General features: G+C 74.5%; 26 protein-coding genes. 12 read left to right on the top strand and 14 right to left on the bottom strand.

The features are described from left to right. Positions 1–5 precede the first annotated feature (5 nt). On the top strand, positions 6–944 hold the full coding sequence (locus tag ACQFYA_RS16330) for an EamA family transporter (RefSeq protein ID WP_499125896.1): 939 nt from the start codon (positions 6–8) through the stop codon (positions 942–944). Between the two features lie 10 nt (positions 945–954). Beyond that, positions 955–1,350: a helix-turn-helix domain-containing protein gene (locus ACQFYA_RS16325; RefSeq protein WP_499125894.1), complete on the top strand. Its 396-nt coding sequence runs from the start codon at positions 955–957 to the stop codon at positions 1,348–1,350. Positions 1,351–1,551: 201 nt separating this feature from the next. Here ACQFYA_RS16325 and ACQFYA_RS16320 read toward each other — a convergent pair whose 3' ends face one another. The 3 genes from ACQFYA_RS16320 to ACQFYA_RS16310 form a co-directional block, all read right to left on the bottom strand. Next, a complete protein-coding gene (locus tag ACQFYA_RS16320; protein WP_499125893.1) occupies positions 1,552–2,157 on the bottom strand; it encodes a ClpP family protease in 606 nt (201 codons plus the stop codon). Further along, a complete protein-coding gene (locus ACQFYA_RS16315; RefSeq protein ID WP_499125891.1) occupies positions 2,157–2,768 on the bottom strand; it encodes a ClpP family protease in 612 nt (203 codons plus the stop codon). Before ACQFYA_RS16315 ends, ACQFYA_RS16320 begins: the two co-directional genes overlap by 1 nt. A gap of 88 nt (positions 2,769–2,856) precedes the next feature. After that, complete coding sequence (locus ACQFYA_RS16310; RefSeq protein WP_499125890.1) at positions 2,857–3,375, bottom strand: MarR family winged helix-turn-helix transcriptional regulator; 519 nt, start codon at positions 3,373–3,375, stop codon at positions 2,857–2,859. 138 nt (positions 3,376–3,513) lie between these two features. On the opposite strand from ACQFYA_RS16310, the gene ACQFYA_RS16305 reads away from it, so the two are divergent. Both ACQFYA_RS16305 and ACQFYA_RS16300 read left to right on the top strand, forming a co-directional pair. Then, complete coding sequence (locus tag ACQFYA_RS16305) at positions 3,514–4,746, top strand: MFS transporter (RefSeq protein WP_499125888.1); 1,233 nt, start codon at positions 3,514–3,516, stop codon at positions 4,744–4,746. Between the two features lie 189 nt (positions 4,747–4,935). Continuing rightward, complete coding sequence (locus ACQFYA_RS16300) at positions 4,936–8,328, top strand: efflux RND transporter permease subunit (RefSeq protein WP_499125887.1); 3,393 nt, start codon at positions 4,936–4,938, stop codon at positions 8,326–8,328. 76 nt (positions 8,329–8,404) lie between these two features. Here the strand turns inward: ACQFYA_RS16300 and ACQFYA_RS16295 are convergent, their stop codons facing one another. After that, positions 8,405–9,277 (bottom strand): DUF2705 family protein, encoded by an 873-nt coding sequence (locus tag ACQFYA_RS16295; RefSeq protein WP_499125886.1) that lies wholly within the window; start codon positions 9,275–9,277, stop codon positions 8,405–8,407. After that, complete coding sequence (locus tag ACQFYA_RS16290; RefSeq protein ID WP_499125884.1) at positions 9,274–10,206, bottom strand: ABC transporter ATP-binding protein; 933 nt, start codon at positions 10,204–10,206, stop codon at positions 9,274–9,276. Before ACQFYA_RS16290 ends, ACQFYA_RS16295 begins: the two co-directional genes overlap by 4 nt. A gap of 231 nt (positions 10,207–10,437) precedes the next feature. Here ACQFYA_RS16290 and ACQFYA_RS16285 point away from each other — a divergent pair, with 231 nt between their 5' ends. After that, on the top strand, positions 10,438–11,319 hold the full coding sequence (locus tag ACQFYA_RS16285) for a Bax inhibitor-1/YccA family protein (protein WP_499125881.1): 882 nt from the start codon (positions 10,438–10,440) through the stop codon (positions 11,317–11,319). 29 nt (positions 11,320–11,348) lie between these two features. Here the strand turns inward: ACQFYA_RS16285 and ACQFYA_RS16280 are convergent, their stop codons facing one another. From ACQFYA_RS16280 to ACQFYA_RS16270, 3 genes are read right to left on the bottom strand one after another with little or no spacing between them, the layout of a single operon-like run. Further along, the gene (locus tag ACQFYA_RS16280; RefSeq protein ID WP_499125880.1) at positions 11,349–12,122 is read right to left on the bottom strand and encodes a hypothetical protein; all 774 of its coding nucleotides are present in this window, start codon (positions 12,120–12,122) and stop codon (positions 11,349–11,351) included. Next, on the bottom strand, positions 12,119–12,739 hold the full coding sequence (locus ACQFYA_RS16275) for a TetR/AcrR family transcriptional regulator (RefSeq protein ID WP_499125878.1): 621 nt from the start codon (positions 12,737–12,739) through the stop codon (positions 12,119–12,121). Before ACQFYA_RS16275 ends, ACQFYA_RS16280 begins: the two co-directional genes overlap by 4 nt. Continuing rightward, positions 12,732–13,613: an alpha/beta fold hydrolase gene (locus tag ACQFYA_RS16270; RefSeq protein WP_499125876.1), complete on the bottom strand. Its 882-nt coding sequence runs from the start codon at positions 13,611–13,613 to the stop codon at positions 12,732–12,734. Before ACQFYA_RS16270 ends, ACQFYA_RS16275 begins: the two co-directional genes overlap by 8 nt. Positions 13,614–13,762: 149 nt before the next feature. On the opposite strand from ACQFYA_RS16270, the gene ACQFYA_RS16265 reads away from it, so the two are divergent. Together ACQFYA_RS16265 and ACQFYA_RS16260 are read left to right on the top strand one after the other, a co-directional pair. Then, complete coding sequence (locus ACQFYA_RS16265; RefSeq protein WP_499125874.1) at positions 13,763–14,191, top strand: YciI family protein; 429 nt, start codon at positions 13,763–13,765, stop codon at positions 14,189–14,191. After that, positions 14,158–15,501 carry an RNA polymerase sigma factor gene (locus tag ACQFYA_RS16260; RefSeq protein WP_499125873.1) on the top strand — a complete coding sequence of 448 codons (1,344 nt, stop codon included), beginning with the start codon at positions 14,158–14,160 and terminating at the stop codon, positions 15,499–15,501. The genes ACQFYA_RS16265 and ACQFYA_RS16260 overlap by 34 nt, the downstream gene beginning before the upstream one ends. 22 nt (positions 15,502–15,523) lie before the next feature. On the opposite strand, the gene ACQFYA_RS16255 is transcribed toward ACQFYA_RS16260, so the two are convergent. After that, the gene (locus ACQFYA_RS16255) at positions 15,524–16,510 is read right to left on the bottom strand and encodes a DMT family transporter (RefSeq protein WP_499125871.1); all 987 of its coding nucleotides are present in this window, start codon (positions 16,508–16,510) and stop codon (positions 15,524–15,526) included. An 84-nt stretch (positions 16,511–16,594) separates the two neighbouring features. Here ACQFYA_RS16255 and ACQFYA_RS16250 point away from each other — a divergent pair, with 84 nt between their 5' ends. Together ACQFYA_RS16250 and ACQFYA_RS16245 are read left to right on the top strand one after the other, a co-directional pair. Then, positions 16,595–17,500, top strand: a complete 906-nt coding sequence (locus ACQFYA_RS16250) for a LysR family transcriptional regulator (RefSeq protein WP_499125869.1) — start codon at positions 16,595–16,597, stop codon at positions 17,498–17,500. Positions 17,501–17,565: 65 nt separating this feature from the next. Next, positions 17,566–17,967, top strand: a complete 402-nt coding sequence (locus ACQFYA_RS16245; protein WP_499125867.1) for an FKBP-type peptidyl-prolyl cis-trans isomerase — start codon at positions 17,566–17,568, stop codon at positions 17,965–17,967. A 127-nt stretch (positions 17,968–18,094) separates the two neighbouring features. Here the strand turns inward: ACQFYA_RS16245 and ACQFYA_RS16240 are convergent, their stop codons facing one another. Beyond that, positions 18,095–19,291 carry a class I SAM-dependent methyltransferase gene (locus tag ACQFYA_RS16240; RefSeq protein WP_499127575.1) on the bottom strand — a complete coding sequence of 399 codons (1,197 nt, stop codon included), beginning with the start codon at positions 19,289–19,291 and terminating at the stop codon, positions 18,095–18,097. A gap of 128 nt (positions 19,292–19,419) precedes the next feature. Between ACQFYA_RS16240 and ACQFYA_RS16235 the strand changes: the two genes are divergently transcribed. Next, positions 19,420–19,758, top strand: coding sequence for an Rdx family protein (locus ACQFYA_RS16235; RefSeq protein WP_499125865.1), 339 nt, complete (start codon positions 19,420–19,422; stop codon positions 19,756–19,758). An 84-nt stretch (positions 19,759–19,842) separates the two neighbouring features. On the opposite strand, the gene ACQFYA_RS16230 is transcribed toward ACQFYA_RS16235, so the two are convergent. Continuing rightward, complete coding sequence (locus ACQFYA_RS16230) at positions 19,843–20,250, bottom strand: DUF5997 family protein (protein ID WP_499125864.1); 408 nt, start codon at positions 20,248–20,250, stop codon at positions 19,843–19,845. A 54-nt stretch (positions 20,251–20,304) separates the two neighbouring features. Here ACQFYA_RS16230 and ACQFYA_RS16225 point away from each other — a divergent pair, with 54 nt between their 5' ends. After that, positions 20,305–21,234 (top strand): LysR family substrate-binding domain-containing protein, encoded by a 930-nt coding sequence (locus tag ACQFYA_RS16225; protein ID WP_499125862.1) that lies wholly within the window; start codon positions 20,305–20,307, stop codon positions 21,232–21,234. A gap of 3 nt (positions 21,235–21,237) precedes the next feature. Here the strand turns inward: ACQFYA_RS16225 and ACQFYA_RS16220 are convergent, their stop codons facing one another. From ACQFYA_RS16220 to msrA, 3 genes are all read right to left on the bottom strand, one after another. After that, a complete protein-coding gene (locus tag ACQFYA_RS16220) occupies positions 21,238–22,788 on the bottom strand; it encodes an ATP-dependent DNA ligase (protein WP_499125861.1) in 1,551 nt (516 codons plus the stop codon). Positions 22,789–22,884: 96 nt separating this feature from the next. Then, positions 22,885–23,742 (bottom strand): aldo/keto reductase, encoded by an 858-nt coding sequence (locus ACQFYA_RS16215; protein WP_499125859.1) that lies wholly within the window; start codon positions 23,740–23,742, stop codon positions 22,885–22,887. Between the two features lie 52 nt (positions 23,743–23,794). Further along, entirely contained in the window at positions 23,795–24,475 is a 681-nt protein-coding gene (msrA, locus tag ACQFYA_RS16210; RefSeq protein ID WP_499125857.1) for a peptide-methionine (S)-S-oxide reductase MsrA, read from the bottom strand. 181 nt (positions 24,476–24,656) lie between these two features. On the opposite strand from msrA, the gene ACQFYA_RS16205 reads away from it, so the two are divergent. Next, the gene (locus ACQFYA_RS16205; protein ID WP_499125855.1) at positions 24,657–25,271 is read left to right on the top strand and encodes a YdeI/OmpD-associated family protein; all 615 of its coding nucleotides are present in this window, start codon (positions 24,657–24,659) and stop codon (positions 25,269–25,271) included. Positions 25,272–25,329 lie beyond the last annotated feature (58 nt).

The following is a 25,329-nucleotide window of genomic DNA, read 5'->3' as shown; positions in this document are numbered from 1 at the left end:
GGCGCATGCCCGCCCGTCACCGGCTGCTCGCCGTCCTCGTCGCCCTCATGTGGGGGCTGAACTTCATCGCCATCGACGCCTCGCTGCAGCACTTCCCGCCGATGTTCCTCGTGGCGCTGCGCTTCGCGCTCATCGCGGTGCCCACGGTGCTGCTGGTGCCGTGGCCCGACGTGCCGGTGCGCTGGCTCGTCGGCTACGGGCTCGGGTTCGGCACCCTCCAGTTCCTGTTCCTCTACTGGGGCATGGCGGCCGGCATGCCGGCCGGGCTCGCCTCGCTCGTGCTGCAGATGTCCGGGCCGTTCACCGTGCTGCTCGGTGCCACGTTCCTGCGCGAGCGGGTGAGCGGGAGGCAAGTGCTCGGCATCCTCGTCGCCGTGGGCGGCCTCACCCTCGTGGCCTGGCAGCAGTCCGCGAGCGCGACCGTCGTGCCGTTCCTGCTCACCCTCGCCGGCGCCTTCGGCTGGGCGATCGGCAACGTGTGCAACCGCCAGGCGAAGCCGCAGAGCCCGCTGCGCCTCACGCTGTGGATGTCGGTCGTGCCGCCGCTGCCGATGCTCGCGCTGTCCCTGCTGGTGGAGGGGCCGGGGGAGATCGCGCACTCGCTCACGTCGTGGGACGAGCCGGGCGCGGTGGGCGCCGTCGTCGGCCTCGCCTACACGGTGCTGGTCGGCACCGTGCTGGGCTCCGGCGTGTGGACCTGGCTCATGGCCCGGCACCCGGCGGGCGTCGTGGCGCCGTTCTCCATGCTCGTGCCCGTCGTGGGCATGACGGCGGCCTGGCTGGTGCTCGGCGAGCGGGTGACGCCTGTCGAGGGGATCGGCGCGGTGCTCGTCGTCGGCGGGGTGCTGTTCGGCAGCACCCGGGCCGCCCGCCGCCTTCTGCCGTCAGCAGAACGGCCGCCCGTCGAGCCGCTGGCAGAGCCGTCGGCGGCCGGGCGCGGGTAGCGTCGTCGGCATGACGGCGGACATGCGGGTCGGCACGGTGACCGAGGTGCAGCACGTGCGCGAGCCGCTGCTGCGCCACCTCGTCGGCGCCATCCTGCGCCGCGCCCGGCTGCGCCAGGGCCGCACCCTGCAGGAGGTGGCCGGCGCTGCGCGCATGTCCACGGCATACCTGTCCGAGGTGGAGCGAGGCCGCAAGGAGGCGTCCTCCGAGATGCTGGCCGCCGTGTGCGCGGGGCTCGGCCTCCGCCTCGTCGACCTCGTCTCCCAGGCCCACGACGCGCTCGCCGCGAGCGTCGAGCAGCAGCAGAGGGTCCGGGTCGTCACCTCGGTGCGCGAGCGCTCGTCGTCGGCGCCGCGGCACGTGCGCTCGACGACGACGTCGGACGTGGTCGCCCTCGCCGCCTGAGCGCCGCCGCTGGTCGAGCCTGTCGAGACCTGTCCGCTGGTTGAGCCTGTCGAGACCGGGTCCGCTGGTTGAGCCTGTCGAAACCCGGTACTGGGTCTCGACAAGCTCGACCGGCGACTGGGTCCGCTGGTTGAGCCTGTCGAAACCCGGTACAGGGTCTCGACAGGCTCGACCGGCGACTGGGTCTCGACCGACGACGCGTCAGGCGGCGGTGGACAGCTTGCGCGACATGACGACGGCGTCCGCCACGCCGTACCTGACGGCGTCGTGCGCCGACAGGATGAGGTCGCGGTTGGTGTCCGCCCGCAACCGCTCGATGGTCTGCCCGGTGTGGCGGGCGAGCAGCTCCTCGGTCTCGGCCCGCAGCCGCAGCACCTCGCGCGCCTGGATGGCCAGGTCGGACACGGTGCCCTGGCCCTGGCCGGACGGCTGGTGCAGCAGCACGCGGGAGTGCTCCAGCACGGTCCGCCTGCCCGGCGTGCCGGCGGCGAGCAGCACCGCGGCGGCGGACGCGGCCTGGCCCATGCAGGTGGTGGCGACGTCGCAGCGCACGTACTGCATCGTGTCGTAGATGGCGGTCATCGCCGTGGCGGAGCCGCCGGGGGAGTTGATGTACAGCCCGATCTCCTGGTCGGGCGCCTCGGACTCGAGGTGCAGCAGCTGCGCCATGACGACGTTGGCCACGCCGTCGTCGATCTCCGTGCCCACGAAGATGATGCGGTCGCGCAGCAGCCGGCTGAAGACGTCGGAGTACCGCTCGCCGAGCGGGGTGCGCTCGACGACGCTCGGGATCGGGTAGCCGCTCATCACAGCCCCGCCTTCCGGCCGGCGGCCGTGGGCCGCACGTCGTCGACGTTCTCCACGATGCGGTCGACCATCCCGTACTCCAGCGCCTCGGTGGCGGTGAACCAGCGGTCGCGGTCGCTGTCGGCGGCGATCTGCTCGACGGTGCGGCCGGTGTGCTGCGCGATGAGCTCGTGCATGACGTGCTTGGTGTGCTCGAGGTTCTCCGCCTGGATGGCGATGTCGACGGCGGTGCCGCCGATGCCGCCCGACGGCTGGTGCATCATCACGCGGGCGTGCGGCAGGGCGTAGCGCTTGCCCTTGGTGCCGGTGGTGAGCAGGAACTGGCCCATGCTCGCGGCGAAGCCGAAGCACACGGTGACGACGTCGTTCGGCAGCAGCCGCATCGTGTCGTAGATCGCGAGCCCGGCGCTGATGGAGCCGCCGGGGGAGTTGACGTACAGGGCGACGTCGGACCGGGGGTCCTCGGCCGACAGGAGCAGGAGCTGGGCGCCGACGCGGTTCGCGACGGCGTCGTCGATCTCGGTGCCGATCACCACGATGCGCTGGTGCAGCAGCCGCGCGGTGAGCTGGTCGTCGAAGGAGCCGGGACTGGTGGGTGCGGGTGTGCTCATGCCCCCACGGTCCGGCGGGGACGGCCGGGACGGGAGGGTTCTCTGCCCGCAGCGCATCTGCCCACGGCAGATCGCGCGCCCGGAGGGGCTACGCGCCGCGCTTGTACGCGTCGAGGTCGGTGTTGAGGCGCTCGACGAGGTCGGCGAGGGTCTCGCGGTCGGCGGCGGACCAGCCGTCGAGCACCGCCTCGTAGGTGGCGCTGCGCCGCCGGCGCTGCGACGCGAAGGCGCGCCGCCCGCTGTCGGTCGCGGTGACGACGACGGCGCGCAGGTCCTGCGGGTCCCGGCTGCGCTCGACGTGGCCGGCCCGCTCGAGGGCGACCGCCTGCCGGGTCACGGTCGAGGCGTCGATGCCGAGCCGGTCGGCGAGGGCGCGCACGTGCTGCGGCCCGCCGTCGCGCAGGGCGTGCAGCATGAGGTAGCCGGACCGGTCGAGGTCGCCGGCGCCGCCGCGGGCGGTGGTCGCGGCGCTGGTGCGCTCGGCCCGCCGCAGCAGCTGGGCGAGGCCGAGCTCGACGCGTGCGAGCACCTCGGGGCTCGTGCCGCCCGGGTCTCCGCGCAGGTCAGGGCGCTCGGGCTCCGGACTGTTTCCCGGGGAAGCGGTCATAGGTGTATCCTACAGGGAAATTGCCTGCACGATGCAGGTATCTCGGCGCCCCGACGGGACGCCCGACCGGCGAGGGCGGCGGTCCAGGACCAGCAGACGAAGCCCGCGGCGGACCCGTGGGGCAGGAGTGAGGAGCTCGTGGCAGGCACACGCAACGAACCGAACAAGACCGCCATCTACGCCACCGCGCTGACCGCGTTCTTCGCGATCGCCGGCATCGCGGTCGTCGACCCGATCCTGCCGATCATCGGCGAGGAGATCGGCGCGACCACTTGGCAGATCGAGCTGCTCTTCACCGCCTACATCGCCGTCATGGCGGTGGGCATGATCCCGGCGGTGCTCGCCACCGGGAAGTTCGGGTACAAGAAGATCCTCGGCGCCGGGGTCTCCCTCGTCGCCGTCGCCGCGATCCTCGCCGCGCTGAGCACGTCCATCGGCCAGCTCGCGGCGCTGCGCGGCCTGTGGGGCCTCGGCAACGCGATGTTCTTCGCCACCGCGATGGTGCTGCTCGTCTCGCTCGCCAACGACCGCGAGTGGGTGGTCGGCATCTTCGAGACCTGCGTCGGCCTCGGGTTCGCCGTCGGGCCGCTCATCGGCGGCCTGCTCGGCAGCATCAGCTGGCGCGTGCCGTTCTTCGCCTGCGGCCTCTTCATGATCGTCGCCCTGGCCGTGTCGATCACGAAGCTCAAGGACCCGGCCGAGAAGCCGACCCCGTTGAAGCTGGGCCAGGTCTTCTCCCTGTTCCGCAAGCCCACGTTCCTCGCGCTCGCCGCCGTCACGGCCACGTACAACTTCGTGTTCTTCATCATCCTCGGCTACACGCCGATCTTCCTGGGGCTCGGCGTCGTCCCGCTGGGCCTCGTGTTCACGGCGTGGGGCCTCGGCCTCGCGTTCGGCATCCTCGTCGTCGGCCACAAGCTGGCGCACACGATCGGGCAGGTGCAGACGCTCGGGGTCGCGATCGCGGGCGTGCTGGTCATGACGCTGCTCCTCGCGCTCGGGCTGCCGACGGCGGCCTCGATCGTCGTGCTCGTCGTCGCCGGCGTGTTCATGGGCATCGCCAACGCGATCCTCACCGACCTGTCGCTGGCGCTCGGTGACCCGGACCGGCGCGTGACCACCGGCGCGTTCAACCTCGTGCGCTGGGGCTTCGCCGCCCCGGCGCCGGTCATCGCGGGCCTCCTCGCCCCGAGCGGCCTCGCGCTGCCGTACTGGGTGGCCGTCGCGGTGCTCGCGGTGGGCGTCGTCGTCTTCCTGATCACGGCGCACAAGATGGCCGGCCAGCTCGGCGAGCGCGTGCTGTGGGCGCGCTGGAACAAGGCGGCCGCCGCCGTCGAGGGCACCCCCGAGGAAGCCATGTCGGAGCTGTGACCTCCAGCACGTGACGTCGCGGCCGCGCGCCGCGACGCACGAGGACGGGCGCCGAGCGGGTCACCGCTCGGCGCCCGTCCGACTTTCGGACGATGTCCCGGGGAACCCGCGGCGCGTATCGTCCGTTCAGCCCGTGCGTCACGACAGCGGAGTCGTGCCCTACCTGCAGACCGTCCGACTGGAGTGAGCGTGTTCCGACTTGCCCGCCTGTCCCTGGCGAACCGCGCCGTCGTCGCCCTGGCGACGATCGCGATCTTCGTCTTCGGGGCGATGAGCCTGGGCTCCCTCAAGCAGGAGCTCATCCCGTCCCTGGAGCTCCCGGCGGGCGCGGTCGTCGCGACCTACCCGGGCGCGTCGCCGGAGGTGGTGGAGCAGCGCGTCACCGAGCCGCTCGAGGCCGCCGCCCAGTCGGTCGAGGGCATCGAGTCCGTCGGCTCGACGGCGTCCACCGGCAGCTCGGTGACCACCGTGCAGTTCGAGTACGGCACCGACATGGACGCGGCGACGCAGCGGCTGCAGACCGCCGTCACCCGCATCCAGTCCCAGCTGCCCGAGGACGTCGAGCCGCAGGTGGTCACCGGCTCGCTCGACGACCTCCCCGTCATCCAGCTCGCGGCCGCCGGCAGCCAGGACTCGGGCGAGTCCGTGGACGCCGCCGCGCTCGCGGACACCGTCGACTCCGTCGTCGTGCCCGCGCTCGAGGACCTGGACGGGGTGCGCTCGGTCGCCGTGACCGGCGGCGAGACCGACCAGGTGCTGGTCGACGTCAAGACGAAGAAGCTCGCCGCAGCCGGTCTGACCACGCAGGACGTGGCCGACGTGCTGAAGGACAACGGCGTCGTGCTGCCCGCCGGCACCATCACCGACGACGACGTCACCTACTCCGTGCAGGCCGGCTCCAGCATCGACAGCGTCAAGGAGCTCAAGGCGCTCCCGCTGGTGCCGGACCCGTCCGCCGCCGCGGGCGCGACGTCGGGCGCGGGCGACGCCACCGGCGGCACCACCGGCGAGGTCGGCGACGGCACGGGCGCCCCGCCCGCGGCCGACGGCTCCGCACAGGGCTCCGTGCCCGGCGCCACCGACCCCTCCGCCGTGCAGATGCCGGCCGCCCCCGAGCCGGTGACGCTCTCCGACGTGGCGACCGTGAAGGTCGTGCCGGTCGAGGCGACGTCGCACTCCCGGCTCGACGGCGAGGACTCGCTGGGCGTCGCCATCACCAAGACCCCGGACGGCAACACCGTCGACGTCTCCCACGCCGTCCAGGACGCCATGGACGACCTGCGGCCCGAGCTCGAGGACGCCGGGGTCACCACCGCCGTCGTCTTCGACCAGGCGCCGTTCATCGAGGAGTCGATCGAGGGGCTCGCCACCGAGGGCGGCCTCGGCCTGCTCTTCGCCGTGATCGTCATCCTCGTGTTCCTCGTCTCCCTGCGCTCCACCCTCGTGTCGGCCGTGTCGATCCCGCTGTCGCTGGCCGTGACCTTCGTGGTCATGAACGCCACCGGGTACACGCTGAACATCCTCACGCTGGGCGCCCTCACCATCTCGATCGGCCGCGTCGTCGACGACGCCATCGTGGTCATCGAGAACATCAAGAGACACCTGTCGTACGGGGAGGACAAGAAGGAGGCGATCCTCACCGCCGTGCGCGAGGTGGGCGGCGCGATCACCGCGTCGACCATCAGCACGGTCGCCGTCTTCCTCCCGATCGCGCTGGTCGGCGGCATGGTGGGCGAGCTGTTCCGTCCGTTCGCGATGACCGTCGCGATCGCGATGCTCGCGTCGCTGGTCGTGGCCCTCACGATCGTGCCCGTCCTGGCGTACTGGTTCGTCAAGGCGCCCGCCGTGGCCGCCGACCCGGCCGAGGCGGAGCGTGTCCGCGAGGCCGCGGAGGCCAAGGAGCGCCGCGGTCTGTGGCAGCGCGCCTACGTGCCGAGCCTCGGCGCCGCCCTGCGCCACCCGTGGGTGACGCTCGTCGTCGCGGTCGCCGTCCTCGGCGGCACCCTCGCCCTGGTGCCCCGCCTGGAGACCAACTTCATCGGCGACTCCGGCCAGGACACCGTCACGGTGACGCAGACGTTCGAGAACGGCGCGTCCCTCGAGGCGCAGGACGCCGCGGCCGCCGACGTCGAGGACGCGCTGGGCGACGTGGACGCGGTCGAGAGCGTGCAGACCACCGTGGGCTCGGGAGACGCCGCGATGGCCGCGTTCACGGGCGGCGGCTCCGCGCCGCAGGCGACCTTCGCCGTCACCCTCGACGCCGACGCCGACGGCGTCGCCGCGCAGGGCGAGATCCGCGACGCCGTCGAGCCGCTGGCCGACACCGGCGTCACCTCCGAGGTCAGCGTCTCGGGCGGGGACTCCGGCTTCGGGTCGACCACCGTGGACCTCGTGGTGCAGTCGCACGACGCCGACGACCTGGAGGCGGCGGCCCAGCAGGTCACCGACGCGGTGTCCGGCCTGGACGGCGTGGCCGAGGTGACCAACGACCTCGCCGCCGCGCAGCAGGTCGTGCAGGTGTCCGTCGACCGCGAGAAGGCGGCCGAGGCGGGCCTGACCGAGACCCAGGTGTCCGGCGTCGTGTCGGGCGCGATGGACCCGGAGCAGACGGCGGGCGAGGTCGACCTGGGCGACGGCCCGGTCGACGTCGTCGTGAAGACCGGCGACGCCCCGGCCACGCAGGGCGAGATCGAGGACCTCGAGATCCCCACCGCCGCGGGCACGGTGCCGCTCACCGACGTCGCGACCGTCGAGAAGGTCGACGTCCCCACGTCGATCTCCCGCACCGACGGCCAGCGCTCGGCCACGGTCTCGGTGACGCCGGAGACCCAGGACGTCGGCACGCTGAGCGCCGACATCACCGCCGCGACCGACGACCTCGACCTGCCGGCCGGGGCCACCGTCGAGGTCGGCGGCGTCGCGGCCGACCAGGCGGACGCCTTCGCCGACCTGGGCCTGGCCCTGCTGGCCGCGATCGCCATCGTCTACCTGGTGATGGTCGCGACGTTCGGGTCGCTGGTGCAGCCGCTGATCCTGCTGGTGTCGGTGCCGTTCTCCGCCACGGGCGCGCTGCTGGCGCTGCTCGCCACCGACACCCCGCTGGGCGTCCCGGCGCTCATCGGCGTGCTGATGCTGGTGGGCATCGTGGTGTCGAACGCGATCGTGCTCATCGACCTCATCAACCAGTACCGGGACCCGTCGAAGGGGCACCCCCGGTCGCTGGACGAGGCGGTGCGCGAGGGCGCCCGCAAGCGGCTGCGGCCGATCGTCATGACGGCGCTGGCGACGATCTTCGCGCTGACCCCGATGGCCGTGGGGCTCACCGGCGGCGGGTCGTTCATCAGCCAGCCGCTGGCGCTCGTGGTCATCGGCGGGCTCATCTCCTCGACGCTGCTCACGCTGTTCGTGGTGCCCGTGCTCTACGAGCTCATCGAGCGGCGCAAGGAGCGTCGTCGGACCAAGCGCGACAGCCGGGCGGTGCGCCGGGCCGAGCGTGCCGAGCGGGCCGCGGCCCGCGCCGCGGAGAAGGCCGAGGAGGCCGCCGCGGTCGCCCGCCGCGAGGCGGGCACGGACCCGGCCTGACCCGGCTCGGCCGCGCTGTCGGTCGAGCCTGTCGAGAACCCAGCAGGGCTCTCGACAGGCTCGACCAGCGTTGTCGTCAGGCGTCGCGGCGCTTGAGCGTGACGGCGGCGGCGACGAGCAGGACGACCGTGTACCCGGCCAGGACGGCGTAGCCCACCCAGGGGTCCAGCAGGGCGTCGGTCTCGGCGCCGCGCGAGATGACCCGCTCGCCGGCGACGCTGGGCAGCAGCTTGTTGACCCAGTCCGTCCACGCCGCGTCGGTCGCCTGGACGACGATGCTGAAGATGAGCGGCACCACGAAGAAGAGCGCCACGATCGTGAAGATGGCGCCCGCGCTGTGCCGCATGAGGGTGCCCACGGCCAGGGCGAACGCGGCCACGGTGGCCAGGTAGAGCACGCAGCCGGCCAGCGCGCGCACCTGCTCGGGGTCGGACAGGTCCACGCTCAGCCCGGCGGTGTCGAGCATCGGGGCGGTCGCGACGTACGCGATCGCGAGGGCGACCGCCACCACGACCGCGGTGGTGAGCACGATGACGACCAGCTTGGCCCACAGCACGGGCAGGCGGCGGGGCACGGCCGCGAAGGTCGAGCGCACGGTGCCCGTGGAGTACTCGCTGGTGACGATCAGCGTGGCCAGCACGCCCACGGCGAGCGCGCCGAACGAGTAGCCGAACGTCACGATCGTGGTGCCGGTGAGCCCGATCGCCTGCAGGCCCGGGTCCTGGGACATGCCCTCGGACATCTCGGGGGTGTCGGCCGCCACGCGCATGATCGCGGCCATCATGAGCGCGAGCCCGATCATGACCACGGCCGTCACCACCACGGTCCACACCGTGGAGCGCAGCGTGCGGAACTTGATCCACTCGCCGCGCAGCACGCGGCCGAACGTCACGCGGTGGACGTCGACGGCGGGCGCGGCCTCGCGGGTCGGTGCGGGGGCGGTGGTCATCGGGGCGCTCCGTCCGTCGTGCCGACCGCTTCCGTCTGGTACTCGACGGAGTCGGCGGTGAGCTCGAGGTACGCCTCCTCGAGCGTCGAGGCGACCGGGGTCAGCTCGTGCAGCACGACGCCCCCGCCGGCGGCGACCTCGCCCACCCGGGCCGCCGCGATCCCGGTGACCTCCAGGGCGCCGTCGTCGGTGGGGGAGACGTCGCCGCCCTCGCGCCGCAGGGCGTCGGCGAGGTCGGCCGCCTGGGGCGAGCGCACCCGCACGACGTGGCGCGAGGCGCCGTCCACCAGCTGCTGCACGGGCATGTCCGCCAGGATGCGGCCCCGGCCGATGACGATCACATGGTCCGCGGTGAGCGCCACCTCGCTCATGAGGTGGCTGGACAGGAACACCGTGCGCCCCTCGCCCGCCAGGTAGCGCGACAGCGTGCGCACCCACAGCACGCCTTCCGGGTCGAGGCCGTTGACCGGCTCGTCGAGGATGAGCGTGCGCGGGTCGCCGAGCAGCGCCACCGCGACGCCGAGGCGCTGGCCCATGCCGAGCGAGAACCCGCCCACCCGCTTGCGCGCCACCGCCGCCAGGCCGGTGAGCTCGATGACCTCGTCCACGCGGGCGGGCGCGATCCCGTGCGTCGCGGCGAGGGACTGCAGGTGCTGGCGTGCCGTGCGGCCCGGGTGCACCGCCTTCGCCTCCAGCAGGGCGCCCACCTCCGCCAGCGGCCGCGCGTGCTGGGCGTACGGGCGCCCGTTCACCGTGACGTGGCCCGCGGTCGGCCGGTCGAGGCCCATGATCATGCGCATCGTGGTCGACTTCCCGGCGCCGTTGGGGCCGAGGAAGCCCGTGACCACGCCGGGCTGGACGGTGAACGTCACGTCGTCCACCGCGAGCTGGGGTCCGTATCGCTTCGTCAGTCCGTGCGCTTCGATCATGTCGCTCCCTGGAACGGTCGTCTCAGGTGCTGTCGCCCCGCCGCCGTCGGCGATCACGGTGTTCCGAGCCTACGTGCCGGTCACGGGTCCGTCTCGATCGGAGGGGGTGATCGCGGGAACCTATCGGGACGCCGATGCGTTCCCTACGATGGATCGCACGGCCAGCGACCCGGCTCTGCACGCGCGACGACCCGTCGTCGGGCACCCGGCAGCCGCGACCAGGAGGAGTTCATGAGCAACCCCGTCTTCTCGAACAGCGACGTCTTCGGCGAGCCCCGCCGCAACGGCCGTGGCGGCGCGGCGACCGCGTCGCGGCAGCCGCAGTACGGGCAGGTCGCCTACGGCGCGTCCGCGGGCACCACCGGGGCGCAGGCCGCCGACGCGGCCTCGCTCGAGAACATGTACCAGTCGCCGTCCGCCACGACGGCGGACACCAAGCGCCTCACCTACGACGACGTCATCATCAAGACGGGCGGCCTGCTCGCGCTGCTCGTGGTGGTGGCCGCCGCGACGTGGAACTTCGCGCCGCAGCTGTGGCCGGTCGGCATGATCGCCGGCCTCGTGCTGGGTCTCGTCAACGCCTTCAAGAAGAACCCGAGCCCGGCGCTCATCATCGCCTACACGGTGGCGGAGGGCGTCTTCCTAGGCGGCATCTCGCTGGCGTTCGGGTCGATCGCGGTCGGCGACAGCGGCACGTCCGCGTCGGTGATCGTGCTGCAGGCCGTCGTTGCCACCATGGCGACGTTCGCGGCCGCGCTGTTCCTGTTCAAGTCCGGCAAGGTGCGCGTCACCCCGAAGTTCACGCGCTGGCTGCTGGTCGCGATGGTCGGCTACCTGGCCTTCTCGCTGGTGAACGTGGTCCTCATGTGGACCGGCGTCGCCGGCGGCGAGTGGGGCCTGCGCTCCGGCCCGATCGGCGTCATCGTCGGCCTGGTCGCGGTCGGCCTCGCGGCGGCGTCGCTGATCATGGACTTCGACTCCATCAAGCGTGGCGTCGAGCAGGGCGTCCCGGCGAAGTTCGCCTGGTCGGCCGCGTTCGGGCTGATCGTGACGCTCGTCTGGCTGTACCTGGAGATCCTGCGCATCCTGGCGATCCTCCGCGGCGGCGACTGACGTTCACCGCTCCGCACGCCGACGGCCGGTCACCCCTCGGGGTGGCCGGCCGTCGCCGTCCCGGGGGCGTCGGCCGCCGGGCGCGCGAGGGCCCAGGCCACGAGGGCCAGGCCGAGCGCGACGAGCACGCCGTGCCCGACGCGCACCGCGGGGGTGCCGAAGAACTGCGGCAGGTACAGCACCAGGCCGGCAGCCAGCGGGACGCCCGACCAGCGCGGCCGCACCCCGCCACGCCACAGCGCGCCGGCGGCGAGCAGGCCGGCGGCGGCGACCAGGGCGAGGCCGAGGCCGAAGACGGTCATCGCCGCGGGCTGCTCGCGCAGCACGTCGACGTCGGCCAGGAGCGCCGGGTCGTCGGCGCGCAGCGCGGCCTCGGCGATCGTGCGGATGCCGAAGATCTCCGCGCCGAAGTAGAGCGCGCACGCCCCGGCGCCCGCCCACGCGGTGGCGACGGCGGCCGTGGCGGCGCGGCCGCCCGGAGCGTGCCCGGCCGAGGCGTGGCGTGCGCGCAGCACCGACCGCAGGCCGAGGAACGTGGGCGCGAGGAGCCCGAGCCCGGCGATCCCGCACAGGTGGGCGACCACCCACCGGTCGGAGGCGAACGCCTCGGCGAGCGCCAGGGTCGCCACCGCCTCGTCCGGCCACGGTCGCAGCGCGGGGAAGAGCAGCAGGAGCGAGCCGGAGGCGATCGCGCCTGCCGTGGTCCAGCGGACGGTGCGGCGCAGGGCGTCGGCGGCGGGCGAGGGCGGGCGGGTCCCCGCGCGGTGGGTCGCGGCGGGCGTGGTCGTGGCAGGCGTGGTCACGGCTGCTCCTCAGGGTGCTCGGCCGACGCCGGCGCGTCGGCGAGGGCGGTGACGCCGGTGACGAGCATGTCGACCAGCGCGTCGTAGCTGCGGTCGAGGTCCTCCGGCAGGCGGAACCCTCCGCCGAGCTCCAGGACGACGAAGCCGTGCACGCCCGCGCGCACGACGCGCACGGCGTCGACGATGCGGTCGTCGGGCAGGCCGAAGCCGTGCAGCACGGCGCCGACGAGCGCGACGATGCGCGTCGCCGCCTCCCGGTGCTCGGCGTCCTCGGGGGCTTCGGGGTCCGGCGCGAGCTGCGTGGCGGCGTAGCGCCCGGGGTGCGCGGCGGCGTAGGCGCGCCACGCGCGGGCGAGGGCGCGCAGGGCGTCGGGCCCGGACCGGCCCACGGTGACGGCGGCGCTGGCCGTGGTCAGCTCCGCGAGGGCCACCAGCGCGACGTGCCGGCGCAGCGCGGCCAGCGAGCCCACGTGCTTGTACAGGCTGGGGGTGGCGACGCCGGCCGTGGCGGCGACCTTCGCGAGGGTGAGGTCCGCGAGGCCCGTCGGGCCGCCGGCGTCCACCTGCTCGAGGGCGATCCGCACCACCGCGTCGCGGGACAGCCCGGCCCTAGGCACGGTCGGCCATCCCGTCGACGCCGTCGCCCCTCCGGCGGTCGAGGCTGACGAGTCCCGCGAGGAAGTCGAGGACGGCGGGCGTCACGACCTCCGGCGCCTGGTGCTGGGGGTAGTGCCCGACGCCCGGCACGAGGAGCTCGCTGCCGCCGAGCGCGTCGCGCATGCGGCCGAGCTCGGCGCCCGCGTCCTTGTAGTCCGGGTCGAGGTCGCCGACGACGACGAGCGACGGGGCCTGGACGCGGGGGACGAGCGGCTCGATGACGGAGTGGTCGAGCGCGAGCGCGAGGTCGCGGAACGAGCGCAGGTGCGCCGGGTCGGCCATGCTGCGCCGGATCTCCGCGACGTGCTGCGCGTGGCGGGGCGAGCGGCGGCCCTTGGCGAACATCGAGGTGTAGAGGGACGCCCAGGCGGCGGCGCCCCACGGGCGGACGAACATCGCGCGGTACAGGAGGCGGTTCATCCGGAGCTGGGCGGAGGAGCCCGTCTCGCGCAGGTGCGGGGCGACCAGCACGAGCCCGTGCACCAGGTCGGGCCGCTCGGCGGCGGCCCACACGGCGGCGGACCCGCCCATGGAGCTGCCGACGAGCACCGCCGGCCCGGCGTCGAGGTGCTCGACGAGGGCGACGAGGTCGGTGCCGGTGGCGACGTCGCCGTGGGTGGTGAAGGTGGTGTCGGAGTCGCCGTGGCCGCGCAGGTCGGTGACCACCACGCGGTGGCCGGCGGCGACGAGGGCGGGGACGAGGTCGTCGTAGGTGGAGCGCAGGTCGCCCATGCCGGGGACGGCGACGACGAGCGGGCCCGAGCCCGTGTCGGTGTAGGCGAGGCGCCCTTCGGGCCGGGAGAGACGCTGGATCTCGGTGCTCCTGGTGTCCATAGCCATAAAGCTAAGCCCATTAGCCAACGGTGGCAAGAGGGTTCGCGAAAGAAGTTCTGAGCCCGGTGTCGATCCTGCGGTTCCCCGTTCGACCTGGGGATGAGAAGGTCGCCACGAGGGTGACCGCGATCACGACAGGGAGCAGGACGATGGCCAAGTACATGCTGATCATGCGGGGGACCGACGAGGGTCAGGCCGCCTACGAGGAGATGGACTTCACCGAGGTCATCGCCGCCATGGGCCGCTACAACGAGTCGATGATGGACGCCGGCGTCCTCGCGGCGGGTGAGGGGCTGGCGGACGCGTCCGAGGGTGCCGTCGTCGACTTCTCCACCGACACCCCCGTGGTCACCGACGGCCCCTACGGCGAGACCAAGGAGCTGTTCAACGGCTTCTGGATCGTGGACGTGGCCTCCAAGGAGGAGGCGATCGAGTGGGCCAAGCGGGCGCCGCTGTCCGGTGCCGGCACCAAGCTCGAGGTGCGCCGCGTGAACGCCGTCGAGGACTTCCCGCAGGACGACGAGTGGATCCAGAAGGAGGAGGGATGGCGCGCGGAGCAGGCGCAGCGCGGTCAGTGAACCCGCCCGCCCCCGACGACGGAGGCCGCGCCGACGGCGCGGCCTCCCGGCGTGCCGTCGAGGCGGTCTGGCGCATCGAGTCCAGCCGCATCGTCGGCGCCCTCGCCCGGTACACCAACGACTTCGCGCTCGCGGAGGACGTCGCGTCCGAGGCCCTGGCGGAGGCGCTGGTCGCCTGGCCGCGCGACGGCGTGCCGCGCGACCCGACGGCGTGGCTGCTCGCCACCGGCCGGCGCCGGGCCATCGACGCCTTCCGCCGCCGGTCGGGCCGGGACGAGCGGTACGCGACCCTCGCCCGGGACCTCGGCGAGGGCGGCGCGCTGACGGGGGCGCCGGGCGGCGCGCCGGACCCGGACGGCGACCTGCTGTGGGACCCGGACCGGATCGAGGACGACCGGCTCGCCCTGCTCTTCGTCTCCTGCCACCCCGTGCTGGCCAAGGAGGCGCGGATCGCGCTGACCCTGCGGGTGGTGGGCGGCCTGACCAGCGAGGAGATCGCGCGGGCGTTCCTCGTGCCGGTGCCCACCGTGCAGGCCCGCATCACGCGCGCGAAGAAGACGCTCGCCGCGGCGCGCGTGCCGTTCGAGGTCCCGACGGCCGAGGACCGGCCGGAGCGCCTCGGGTCGGTGCTGAACGTGCTCTACCTGATCTTCTCGGAGGGCTCCACGGCGACCGCCGGCGACGACTGGATGCGCCCCGACCTCGCGTACGAGGCGGTGCGCCTCGCGCGGGTCCTGACCCGCCTCGTGCCCGACGAGCCGGAGGCGCACGGGCTCCTCGCGCTGCTGGAGCTCACCGCGGCACGGTTCGCGGCGCGGACCGGCCCGGACGGCGAGCCCGTGCTGCTCGAGGACCAGGACCGGCGGCGGTGGGACCTCTCGGCGATCCTCCGGGGGCGGTCCGCCCTGTCGCACGCCGTCGCCGTGGGGCGGGGCCTGGGCCCGTACGGCCTCCAGGCGGCGATCGCGGAGCAGCACGACGTCGCGCCGTCGGTCGCAGAGACGGACTGGGAGCGCATCGTGCTGCTGTACGAGGCGCTGGGCCGCGTGGCGCCCTCGCCCGTCGTCGAGCTCAACCGCGCCGTCGCCGTGTCGATGGCGAGCGGGCCGGCGGCCGGGCTGGCGCTCGTGGACGACCTCGTCGTGCGCGAGGTGCTCTCCGGCTCCTACCTGCTGCCGTCGGTGCGCGGGGAGCTCCTCGCGCGGCTCGGGCGTTCCGACGAGGCGCGCGGCGAGCTCGAGCTGGCCGCCCGCCTGTGCGGCAACGCCCGCGAGCGCGGCGTGCTGGAGCGCAAGGCCGCCGCCCTCTGACCGGTCACGGCCCGCTCGGCCGTCATGCGGCTCTGACAGGCCGGGCGCGGCGGGGGAGGGTGGCGACGGCGACGCCGGTGAGGGCGAGCGCGCCGCCCACGAGGACGATCGCCGTCGGGACCTCGTCGAGGAGCACCCAGGACATGAGGACGACGAGGGGCGGGGCCGCGTAGGTCGCGGCCGCCGTGCGTCCCGCGCTGGTCCGGCTCAGGGCGTAGCCCCACGTGCTGAACGCGATCGCGGTCGGGAACACCCCGAGGTACACGACGCCCAGGACGGACGAGGTCGGGGCGGCCGCGAGCTGGGTGACCAGCCCGGGGAGGAACGGCAGCGCCGCGACCGTCCCGGCGAGGCAGCCCAGCCAGGTCATCGTGAGCGCGTCGACGTGGGGGAGCAGCCGCTTCTGCAGCGTGGCCGCCCCCGCGTAGAGCGCGGCCGAGGCGAGGCCCAGGACGACGCCCACCGCGTCGAAGCGGCCGGCCGACGTCGCCACGGCGATGATCACGACGCCCGTGAACGCCACCGCCATCCCGACGAGCAGCCGTCGCGGGAACCCCTCGCCCAGCAGCAGCCCCGCGAGGACCGCGACGAGCATCGGCGCGATGTTGACCAGCAGCGCGGTGGTGCCCGCGTCGAGGTGCTGCTCGGCGGCGTTCAGCGCGAGGTTGTAGCCGCCGAACCACGCCACGCCCCAGACGAGGACCAGCAGCAGCACCCGGCCGCGCGGCAGCCGCACCGGCGCGCGGCGCCGGGTGCGCGCCACACCGAGGATCACGGTGAGGGCGAGCGTGCCCACCGCGACGCGGCCGAGCGTGAGCGGCCCGGCGGCGAAGTCCTGTCCCGCCGCGCGGATGCCGACGAACGCCGACGCCCACAGCACCACCGTGACCGCCATCGCGGCGGCGGTGAGGGGGCCGACCCGGGCGGTCGTGGTCGCGCGGGGCGCGGTGGTCGTGGTGGTCGCGGCGGTGGACGCGGGGGGCGTGCTGCCGGCGGCGGTCTGGGCCATGCCGCCGATCCTGCCTCGTCACGTCCCGTGAGCACCAGTTCAGATATCTACCGAACAGTTCAGTCGCGCTGTAGTGTCGCGACCATGCTCGACGTCCACCGGCTCCGCATCTTCCGCTCCGTGGTCGCCAGCGGCTCCGTCGCCGCCGCGGCCTCCAACCTCGGCTACACCCCGTCGGCCGTGAGCCAGCACGTGGCGGCGCTGCAGCGCGAGACCGGCCTGCAGCTGCTCGCCCGGCACGGGCGCGGCGTCCGGCCGACGGCTGCGGGGCAGGCGCTCGCCGCCCAGGCCGACGGCCTGCTCGCCCGGATCGGGGAGGTCGAGACGTTCGTCGCGGACCTGCGCTCCGGGCGCTCGGGCAGCCTGTCCGTCGCCTACTTCGCGTCCGTCGGGGCCGCGTGGCTGCCGGCCGTCGTCAGCACCCTCGCCGCGGGCTTCCCCGGGGTGCGGCTCGACCTCGAGCTGACCGAGGAGATCCCGACCGACCCGTCCCGGCGCGCGGACCTCCAGCTCGCCGTCGCCCAGCCCGACTTCCGGCCGGCCGCGGGCACCACGGCCCACCACCTGCTCGACGACCCGTACGTCGCCGTCGTGCCGCTGGACCACCCGCTGGCCGGCCGCGACGAGATCGAGCTGGCCGAGCTGGTCGGCGACCGCTGGGTCGACAACGACTTCGCGCGCGGGTGGTGCCGCCGCAACCTGCTCGAGGCCTGCCGGGCGGCCGGGTTCAGCCCCGCGTTCACCGTCGAGGCGCACGACTACCCCACCGCCCTCGCCTTCGTCGCCGCCGGCATCGGCATCACCGTGCTGCCCGCGCTCGGGTCGGTGCGCCCGGCCGCCGGGACCGTGGCCGTGCCGGTGGTGCGGCCGGTGCCGGTGCGGTCGATCTACGCGTTGGTGCAGGACGCGGTCGCCGACACCCCGCCCGTGCGGGCCGCGCTCGCCGCGCTGCGCGACGTCGCCGGGGTGCAGAGCGCGGCGTCCCGTTAGGCTGGACGGCGCATCTCCGCCCGGGCTGCTGCCCGGCGGTCCCCGGACGAAGACGAGGTACCCCTGTGACCACGCTCCCCACCGCCACCGGCGGCTTCGGCGACAAGCCCCAGATCACGTTCCCCGAGGGCGAGGCGCCCGCCGGCCTCCAGGTGCAGGTGCTCAACGAGGGCACCGGCCCGGTGGTCGACGCCGGCCGCACCATCGTCGTCAACTACCTCGGCCAGACCTGGGGCGGCGGCGTGTTCGACAACTCCTACGACCGCGGCCAGACCATCGACTTCCCGATCGGCGTCGGCGCCGTCATCGGCGGCTGGGACAAGGGCCTGGTCGGCCGCAACGTCGGCGACCGCGTGCTGCTGTCCATCCCGGCGGAGCACGGCTACGGCCAGCGCGGCGTGCCGCAGGCCGGCATCCCCGGCGGCGCGACGCTCGTCTTCGTCGTGGACGTCGTCGACGTGCACTGACCCTCTCGGCGAGGTAGTTCCGATCGTGCCGAGGTAGTTCCGAACGCGCCGAGGTAGTTCCGAACGCGCCGAGGTAGTGGTCCAGTCCACTACCTCGGCGCGGGGAGAACTACCTCGGCACGATCGTTCAGCGCCGGCGGGACCGGGTGACCGTGAACTTCGGGTTCTGCACGATGTGCACGGTGGGCCCGACGGCGCGGGTCAGGGCCTGCCGGTAGTGCAGCGCCGTGTTGAACACGCACCACAGCTCGCCGCCCTGGCGCAGCGCGCGCCCCGCCGCGACGAACATCCGGTGCGCGGCGTCGGTGCGCACGGCGGCGCGGTCGTGGAACGGCGGGTTGAGCAAGATCAGGTCGAGGCTCGCGGGCTCCAGGTCCTGGCCGGCGTCGCCCCGCAGCGCGACGACGCGCTCGCCCACGCCGTTGGCCTCGGCCGTCGCGCGCGTCGACGCCACGGCCGCCGCCGAGCTGTCCGTGCCCGTCACCCGTGCGTCCGGATACCGGTGCGCGAGGACCGTGGCGAGCAGGCCGGTGCCGCTGCCCAGGTCCAGGGCGTCGTGCACGCGGTCGGCGACGGGCCACTTGTCGGCCGTCGTGAGCAGGAAGCGGGTGCCGAGGTCGAGGGCCGTGCCGGCGAACACCCCGCCGTGGGCGACGACGTCGAGGTGCGGCGTCCCCGCCGCGGCGACGAGCTCGGCGTCCGTCAGCCGGGCGGTGGCGGGATAGCTGGGCGCCGCGTCGCGCGCCTCCGGCCGCACGCCGGAGGCCACCAGCACGCGCGACTTCTGCCGCGCCAGCGTGGCACGCACGTCGGTGAACGACGCGGCGAGCACGTCGTTCATGGAGCGCGTCATGTGCTTCACGCGCCCACCCGCGAGGACGACCACGTCCTCCGCGGCGTGCCGTGCCACCAGCTCGGCGATCTCCGTGAGCTCGGCGAGGGACTTCGGGAGCTGCAGCAGGATCAGCCGGGCGCCGGCGAGCAGGTGCTCGTCCAGGTCGTCGCGGACGGAGATCTCGAGCCGGTCTCGGCCTCCTCGTGCGAGGTCCAGCCGGTCGACGTCGTCCAGCTGGTGGTCGATCGCGGCCTCGGTGGTGGTCGAGTCCGCGTGCACGCGGACGTCCGAGGCGCCGAGGGCGAGGGCCCCGAGCGTCAGCGCGCCGAACCGGTCGCCGATCGTGACCACCTCGCCCGGGGACGCCGTCGCGAGCAGGGGAGCGGCCTCGTCGAGCAGCAGCCGGTCGGTGGCGTCGACGGCGACGGGGCCGTCCGGGCGCGAGCCGTCCTCGGGCCACGGGGTCAGCGCGGCGAGGACGGCGTCCAGGCGCGCGGCGGGATCGGAGGCGCCGGGGGCGGCGGGCTCGGGGCTGGGGTCGGGCTCAGGGACGTGGTGCACCCGACCAGTCTCCCCGACGCGGACGGACCTGCCCGACAGCGCCCTACCCTGACGTCATGACCGAAGCCCCCGCCGTGCCCGAGGCCGCGTCGACCGCGCGCGTGTCGATCACCTACTGCACGCAGTGCCGGTGGCTGATGCGCGCGGCATGGGTGGCGCAGGAGCTGCTACAGACGTTCCGGACCCGCCTCGGCGAGGTGGCCCTCGTGCCGGGTACCGGCGGGGTGTTCCGAGTGGAGCTCGACCCCGGCGACGGCCGGGACGCCGTGACGCTGTGGGACCGGGCCGTCGAGGGCGGGTTCCCGGAGATCCCGCCGCTCAAGAAGGCGATCCGGGACGCCGTCGCCCCGGACCTGTCCCTCGGCCACACGGACCGGGTCGCCGCGCGCGACTGACCGTGAGCTCGGTCAGGTGGTTCGAGGTCGGTCACCATGCGGACCGACCTCGGACAGACGGACCGATCTCACAGGTTCCGCGGGTCAGCGGGAGCGGCGCGCCTCGCGCGCGGCCTGCTCGGCGGCCTTGGCCGCGACGCGGTCCTCCTCCTCGCGCACCTTCTCCGCCGTCGCGCGCTCGTCGGCCAGCCACTGCGGCGGGTCCTGGCGCAGCTCGTCGATCTGCTCGGTGGTCAGCGGGTCGGTGATGCCGCCGCGCGCGAGCCCGGCGATGGAGATGCCCAGGCGGCCCGCGACGACGGGGCGCGGGTGCGGGCCGTTCCGACGCAGGTCGGCGAGCCACTGCGGGGGGTTCTTCTCGAGCTCCTCGAGCTCGGCGCGCGTGACGCCGTGCTCCTGGAACTCGGGCGGGGTCGCGGGCAGGTACACCCCGAGCTTCTTCGCCGCGTTCATCGGCTTGAGGACCTGCTGGGAGAAGGGGGTTCCGGCCATGGGCCCCAGCGTAGTCGCGGCAGCCCGCGCGCGACGCCCACGTAGCCTGGTGCCGTGACCGACCAGCCGGGCGATGGCCCCGACGACGCCCCCGAGCCGACCTTCGACGATGCCGTTCTCGACGAGGACGGCGCGGTGGCCGACGACGGCGCCGGCGTCGCCTTCCGGCTCGGGTACGTGCCCGGCGCGACGCCGGGCCGGTGGGCGCGCACGTGGCGCGACCGGCTGCCCGACGTCCGGCTGGGCCTGGTGCAGCTGGACGCCGCCGACGCCTCGGCCGCGCTGGCGGAGGGGCGCGTCGACGCCGCGATCCTGCGGCTGCCGGTCGACACCGCCGCGCTGCATGCGATCCCGCTGTACGAGGAGCTGCCGGTGGTCGTCGTGTCCCGCGACCACCTGCTCGCGGCGACCACGGACGAGGAGGTCGTGACCGCCGCCGACCTCGCCGACGACGTCGTCTGGCTGGCCTCGGACGACGTGCTCTACCCGGACGGCGCGAGCGTGCCCGGTCGTGCGCCCGCGGCGTACGACGACGGCGCGGGCGGCGCGGTCGAGCCCGAGCGCCCCGCCACCGCGGCGGACGCGATCGCCCTGGTGGCCACCGGCGCGGGCGCCACCGTCGTCCCCATGTCGCTGGCGCGGCTGCACCACCGCAAGGACGTCACGTACCGCGTGCTGGACGGCGGACCCGCCGCGCCCGTGGCGCTCGCGTGGCGGGTCGAGGGGCTGTCCGACGAGGTGCAGGAGCTCGTCGAGGAGATGATCGGCATCGTCCGGGGTCGCACCGTGAACAGCTCGCGCGGACGGGCCGGCCGCGACCGCGCGGAGGCCGCCGCGGAGGCGCCGGCGCGCGGCAAGGGCGACGCCCGCCCCGCCGACGGGCGCCGGGACGGGCGCAAGGGCGCCACGTCGCAGGGGCGGCGGCCGGGCGCCGGCGGACGGCCCGGGCGCGGGCGCCCTCGCGGGGGCCGTGGCCGGCGCTGAGCGTCAGCCGTCGGCCGGCGCGCCGGCCGCGAGCACGCGCACGGTGTCGACGGTGTCCGCCTCGTCGGCGGTCTTGTCGTCGCGGTAGCGGACCACCCGCGCGAAGCGCAGCGCCATCCCGCCGGGGTACCGGGTGGAGCGCTGCACGCCGTCGAACGCGATCTCCACCACCTGCTCGGGACGCACCTGCACGACGTACGACGACCCGTCCGCCGGTGACGTCGCGAGCTCGGTGAACCGTTCGGTCTGCCAGGCGAGCATCTGGTCGGTCATGCCCTTGAACGTCTTGCCGAGCATGACGAAGCCGCCGGTGGCGGGGTCGCGGGCGCCGAGGTGGATGTTCGACAGCCAGCCCTGCCGGCGCCCGGAGCCCCACTCCACGGCCAGCACGACGAGGTCGAGCGTGTGCCGCGGCTTGACCTTCACCCAGCCGGCGCCGCGGCGCCCGGCGGCGTACGGCGCGTCGAGGGCCTTGAGCACGAGGCCCTCCTGGCCGGCGGCGACGGCGTCGGCGAAGAACCGCTCCACCTCGCCGACGTCGGCGGACACCAGCCGCCGCACGACGACCTCGGGCGGCAGCACCCGGTCGAGGACGGCGAGCCGCTCGGCCGCGGGCGCGTCGATGAGGTCGGTGCCGTCGTGGTGCAGCACGTCGAAGAACCGCACGGTCAGCGGCAGGCTGTCGCCCGCGTCGGCGTCCTGGGTGCCGGTGCGCGACGCCGTGTCCTGGAACGGCCTCGGCCGCCCCGCGTCGTCGAGGAGCAGCGCCTCGCCGTCGAGCACGACCGTGCGCACGTCGAGCGACCGCGCGACGGCGACCACCTCCGGCAGGCGCGCGGTGATGTCGTCCAGGGACCGCGTGAAGACGGCCACCTCGTCGCCCCAGCGGTGCACCTGCACGCGGATGCCGTCGAGCTTGGTGTCGGCCGCGACGTCGGCGCCGTCGAACTTCTCCATCGCGGCGGCGACGTCCGGGGCCGACGACGCGAGCATCGGCCGCACGGGCCGCCCCGGCTCGAGCCGGAACGCCTCGAGGGCGGGCGCGCCGCCGTCGAGCGCCGCTCGCGCGATCGGGCCGGACAGGGCGCTGAACATCGCGGCGCGCCGCACGACCGGCAGCGGCACGTCGGCCGCGGCCGCGATCGCGTCGAGGAGCAGCGAGTCGAGCGCGCCCTGGCGCAGCTCGCCCAGGACCAGCCGCCGGACGAAGTCCTGCTCGTCGGCGGTCGCGCGGGCGAACAGGTCGTCGACGGCGGCCCGGCGGGCCGCCTGCGAGCCCGCGCCGGCGAGCCGCTCGAGGTGGTCGAGGGCGGCGTCGACGTCGGCGGGGGTCAGCGACGGCTCGTCGGCCGGGGCCGGGAGGCTCCCCAGCGTGCGCCAGCCCAGCCCCGTGCGGCGCTGCCGCGGACGCCCGGAGAGGAACGCCGCGGCGACCTCGACCTCGTCGCCCGGCGTGGCGGCGCGCAGCGCGCCCGCGAGCAGCGCGCGCTTGCGCAGCCGGGACCGCGTCGCGGCGAGGGCGGCGTGCGTGGTGACCAGCTCGGAGAGCAGCACCCGACGATCGTCGCACCCGCCCCCGACGCTGTCGCGACGCCGGCGCCGTGCTCCCGACGCGTGGTCGAGTCAGACGGCCCGCCCCGCGGGCGGCGCTCAGAGCTCCTCGTAGACCGCCGGGTCCTGGTCGGCCGTGCGCCCGTCGGGGCGGCCGAGGCCGGTGATCCGCGCCATCTCGTCGTCGGTCAGCTCGAACGAGAAGAGGTCGAGGTTGTCGGCCTGCCGCGCCGGGCTGGACGCCTTGGGGATCGGCACGACGCCGAGCTGCACGTGCCAGCGCAGGATCGCCCGGACGGGCGAGACGCCGTGCGCGGCGGCGACCTCCGCGATGACCGGGTCGCCCACCATCGCGCTGGCGCGGCCGATCGGGCTCCACGCCTCGGTGACGATGCCGCGCTCGGCGTCGGCCGCGCGCTGCTCGGCCTGCGGGAAGTACGGGTGCAGCTCCACCTGGTTCACGACCGGCGTCACGCCGGTCGCCTCGATGACGGCGTCGAGGTGCTCGGGCAGGAAGTTCGACACGCCGACGTGGCGGATCAGGCCGCGCTCGCGGCAGTCCACCAGCGCCTGGTATGCCTCGACGTACTTCCCGATCCGCGGGTTGGGCCAGTGGATGAGGTACAGGTCGAGGTGGTCGAGCCCGCTGCGGTACACGGACTCCTCGACGGTGGCGACCGCGTCGTCGTAGGCCTGGCGGCGGCCCGGGAGCTTCGACGTGATCAACAGCTCCTCCCGGGGGACGGAGGAGGCGCGCACGGCGCGGCCGACCGTGCCCTCGTTCTCGTAGCTGAACGCGGAGTCGATCAGGCGGTAGCCGGTGTCGATCGCCCGGGCGATCGCGTCGGCGCCGGCGGCGCCCTTGAGCTTGTACGTGCCGAACCCGACGGCGGGGATCGCGGTGCCGTCGGCCGCGGCGAGGGTGGGGACGTCGGGGGAGGTGCTCTGGTCGCTCATACCCCCATTCCACACCTCCCGGCCGCGGGCGGTCACCCGCGGCCGGGGCCGGTCACGCGGCGTCGGGGTAGGGGACGCCCGTCGTGGCGTGGCAGCGGTAGCCGTGCGGGTTCTTCGCGTCGGACAAGTACTCCTGGTGGTAGTCCTCGGCGTAGTAGAACGGGCCCGCCTCGGCGGCCGGGCGCAGCTCGGTGGTGATCGGGTCGTAGCCCTTCGCGGCGAGGACCTCGGAGTACCGCTCGGCGGTCTCGCGCACCGCCTGCTCCTGCTCCGGCGCGGTCCAGTACACGGCGGACCGGTACTGGGTGCCGACGTCGTTGCCCTGCCGGAAGCCCTGGGTCGGGTCGTGCCGCTCCCAGAAGATCTTGAGCAGCTCGGCCTCGGAGACCTTGGCCGGGTCGTACGCCACGAGCGTCGTCTCGGTGTGCCCGGTGCGCGCCGTGCACACCTCCTCGTACGTCGGGTTCGGCGTCGTGCCGCCCATGTAGCCGACGGCCGTGCTCACCACCCCCGGCACCTGCCAGTAGATCTCCTCGGAGCCCCAGAAGCAGCCCATCGCCAGGTACAGCACCCGCGTGCCCTCGGGCCACGGGCCGACGATCGACGTGCCGAGCACCGTGTGCGGGCGGGCGGCGGGCAGCACGGGCGACTCGCGCCCGGGCAGCGCGTCCTCGGGCGTCACCATCGTCGTCTTGCCGGCACGGCCGAGCAGCTGGTCGAAGATCGAGTTCATCGCGATACCTCCATTGACCTTCATTGCCCTTCATGGTCGGGACGCTGTGGTCCCGGTAGGCGCAACGACGCCGGGCGCGCCGGTGTTCCCCGCCCTCGAGCACGCGATCCCTCGCGCCGCCCGCGCGGATGCCGCGAGGTGTCGCGTGCTCGAAGGCGACGGGTGGCGCTACGGTCCCGTCATGGGTGACGACCGAACGGACGACCCGGACCACCTCGTGCTCGCCGACCCGGCGGCGTGGCGGAGGTGGCTCGACGAGCACGAGGACACCCGCCCCGACGGGGCGTGGCTGGTGCTCGCGAAGAAGGGCCGCCCGGCCCCGACGACGCTCACCCACGCCACGGCCCTCGAGGAGGCCCTGTGCAGCGGCTGGATCGACGCGCAGATGCGCAGCCTGGGCGCCGACACGATGCTGCAGCGGTTCTGCCCGCGCCGCCCCCGCAGCCGCTGGTCGGTGCGCAACCAGGAGATCGTGGCCCGGCTGACCGACGAGGGCCGCATGCGCCCGCGCGGGCAGGCGGAGATCGATGCGGCGCGGGCGGACGGGCGCTGGGACGCCGCGTACCACGGGCCGGCGCGGGCCGAGGTGCCGCCCGACCTGGCGGCGGCGCTCGCGGCGGACCCGGCGGCGTCGGCGACGTTCGACGTCCTCACGTCCCAGAACCGGTACGCGATCCTGCACCGCCTCGGGGCGCTCAAGACCGCCGAGGCGCGCGAGCGGAACGTGGCGAAGTACGTCGCGATGCTGGCGCGCGGCGAGACGCCGTACGCGCAGAAGCGGCGCCCGGGCGCCTGACGGCCGCGCGCCGGGGCGCCGACCTGTGGACGAGCCGTGAAGATCCTGGTCCACGGCG

The sequence above is a fragment of the Promicromonospora sp. Marseille-Q5078 genome, assembly GCF_050315395.1.
Lineage (GTDB): Bacteria > Actinomycetota > Actinomycetes > Actinomycetales > Cellulomonadaceae > Isoptericola.
This window is presented reverse-complemented; position numbering and strand designations above follow the sequence as displayed.

Excerpts from the sequence above, each read along its gene's own strand:
- ACQFYA_RS16230 (WP_499125864.1), bottom strand. The coding sequence starts at position 20,250 with ATGGCCGGAACCCCCTTCTCCCAGCAGGTCCTCAAGCCGATGAACGCG.
- ACQFYA_RS16270 (WP_499125876.1), bottom strand. The coding sequence starts at position 13,613 with ATGGACACCAGGAGCACCGAGATCCAGCGTCTCTCCCGGCCCGAAGGG.
- msrA (WP_499125857.1), bottom strand. The coding sequence starts at position 24,475 with ATGAACTCGATCTTCGACCAGCTGCTCGGCCGTGCCGGCAAGACGACG.
- ACQFYA_RS16325 (WP_499125894.1), top strand. The coding sequence starts at position 955 with ATGACGGCGGACATGCGGGTCGGCACGGTGACCGAGGTGCAGCACGTG.
- ACQFYA_RS16215 (WP_499125859.1), bottom strand. The coding sequence starts at position 23,742 with ATGAGCGACCAGAGCACCTCCCCCGACGTCCCCACCCTCGCCGCGGCC.
- ACQFYA_RS16235 (WP_499125865.1), top strand. The coding sequence starts at position 19,420 with ATGACCGAAGCCCCCGCCGTGCCCGAGGCCGCGTCGACCGCGCGCGTG.
- ACQFYA_RS16315 (WP_499125891.1), bottom strand. The coding sequence starts at position 2,768 with ATGAGCACACCCGCACCCACCAGTCCCGGCTCCTTCGACGACCAGCTC.
- ACQFYA_RS16265 (WP_499125874.1), top strand. The coding sequence starts at position 13,763 with ATGGCCAAGTACATGCTGATCATGCGGGGGACCGACGAGGGTCAGGCC.
- ACQFYA_RS16310 (WP_499125890.1), bottom strand. The coding sequence starts at position 3,375 with ATGACCGCTTCCCCGGGAAACAGTCCGGAGCCCGAGCGCCCTGACCTG.
- ACQFYA_RS16320 (WP_499125893.1), bottom strand. The coding sequence starts at position 2,157 with ATGAGCGGCTACCCGATCCCGAGCGTCGTCGAGCGCACCCCGCTCGGC.
- ACQFYA_RS16330 (WP_499125896.1), top strand. The coding sequence starts at position 6 with ATGCCCGCCCGTCACCGGCTGCTCGCCGTCCTCGTCGCCCTCATGTGG.
- ACQFYA_RS16285 (WP_499125881.1), top strand. The coding sequence starts at position 10,438 with ATGAGCAACCCCGTCTTCTCGAACAGCGACGTCTTCGGCGAGCCCCGC.
- ACQFYA_RS16205 (WP_499125855.1), top strand. The coding sequence starts at position 24,657 with ATGGGTGACGACCGAACGGACGACCCGGACCACCTCGTGCTCGCCGAC.
- ACQFYA_RS16295 (WP_499125886.1), bottom strand. The coding sequence starts at position 9,277 with ATGACCACCGCCCCCGCACCGACCCGCGAGGCCGCGCCCGCCGTCGAC.
- ACQFYA_RS16260 (WP_499125873.1), top strand. The coding sequence starts at position 14,158 with ATGGCGCGCGGAGCAGGCGCAGCGCGGTCAGTGAACCCGCCCGCCCCC.
- ACQFYA_RS16255 (WP_499125871.1), bottom strand. The coding sequence starts at position 16,510 with ATGGCCCAGACCGCCGCCGGCAGCACGCCCCCCGCGTCCACCGCCGCG.
- ACQFYA_RS16250 (WP_499125869.1), top strand. The coding sequence starts at position 16,595 with ATGCTCGACGTCCACCGGCTCCGCATCTTCCGCTCCGTGGTCGCCAGC.
- ACQFYA_RS16290 (WP_499125884.1), bottom strand. The coding sequence starts at position 10,206 with ATGATCGAAGCGCACGGACTGACGAAGCGATACGGACCCCAGCTCGCG.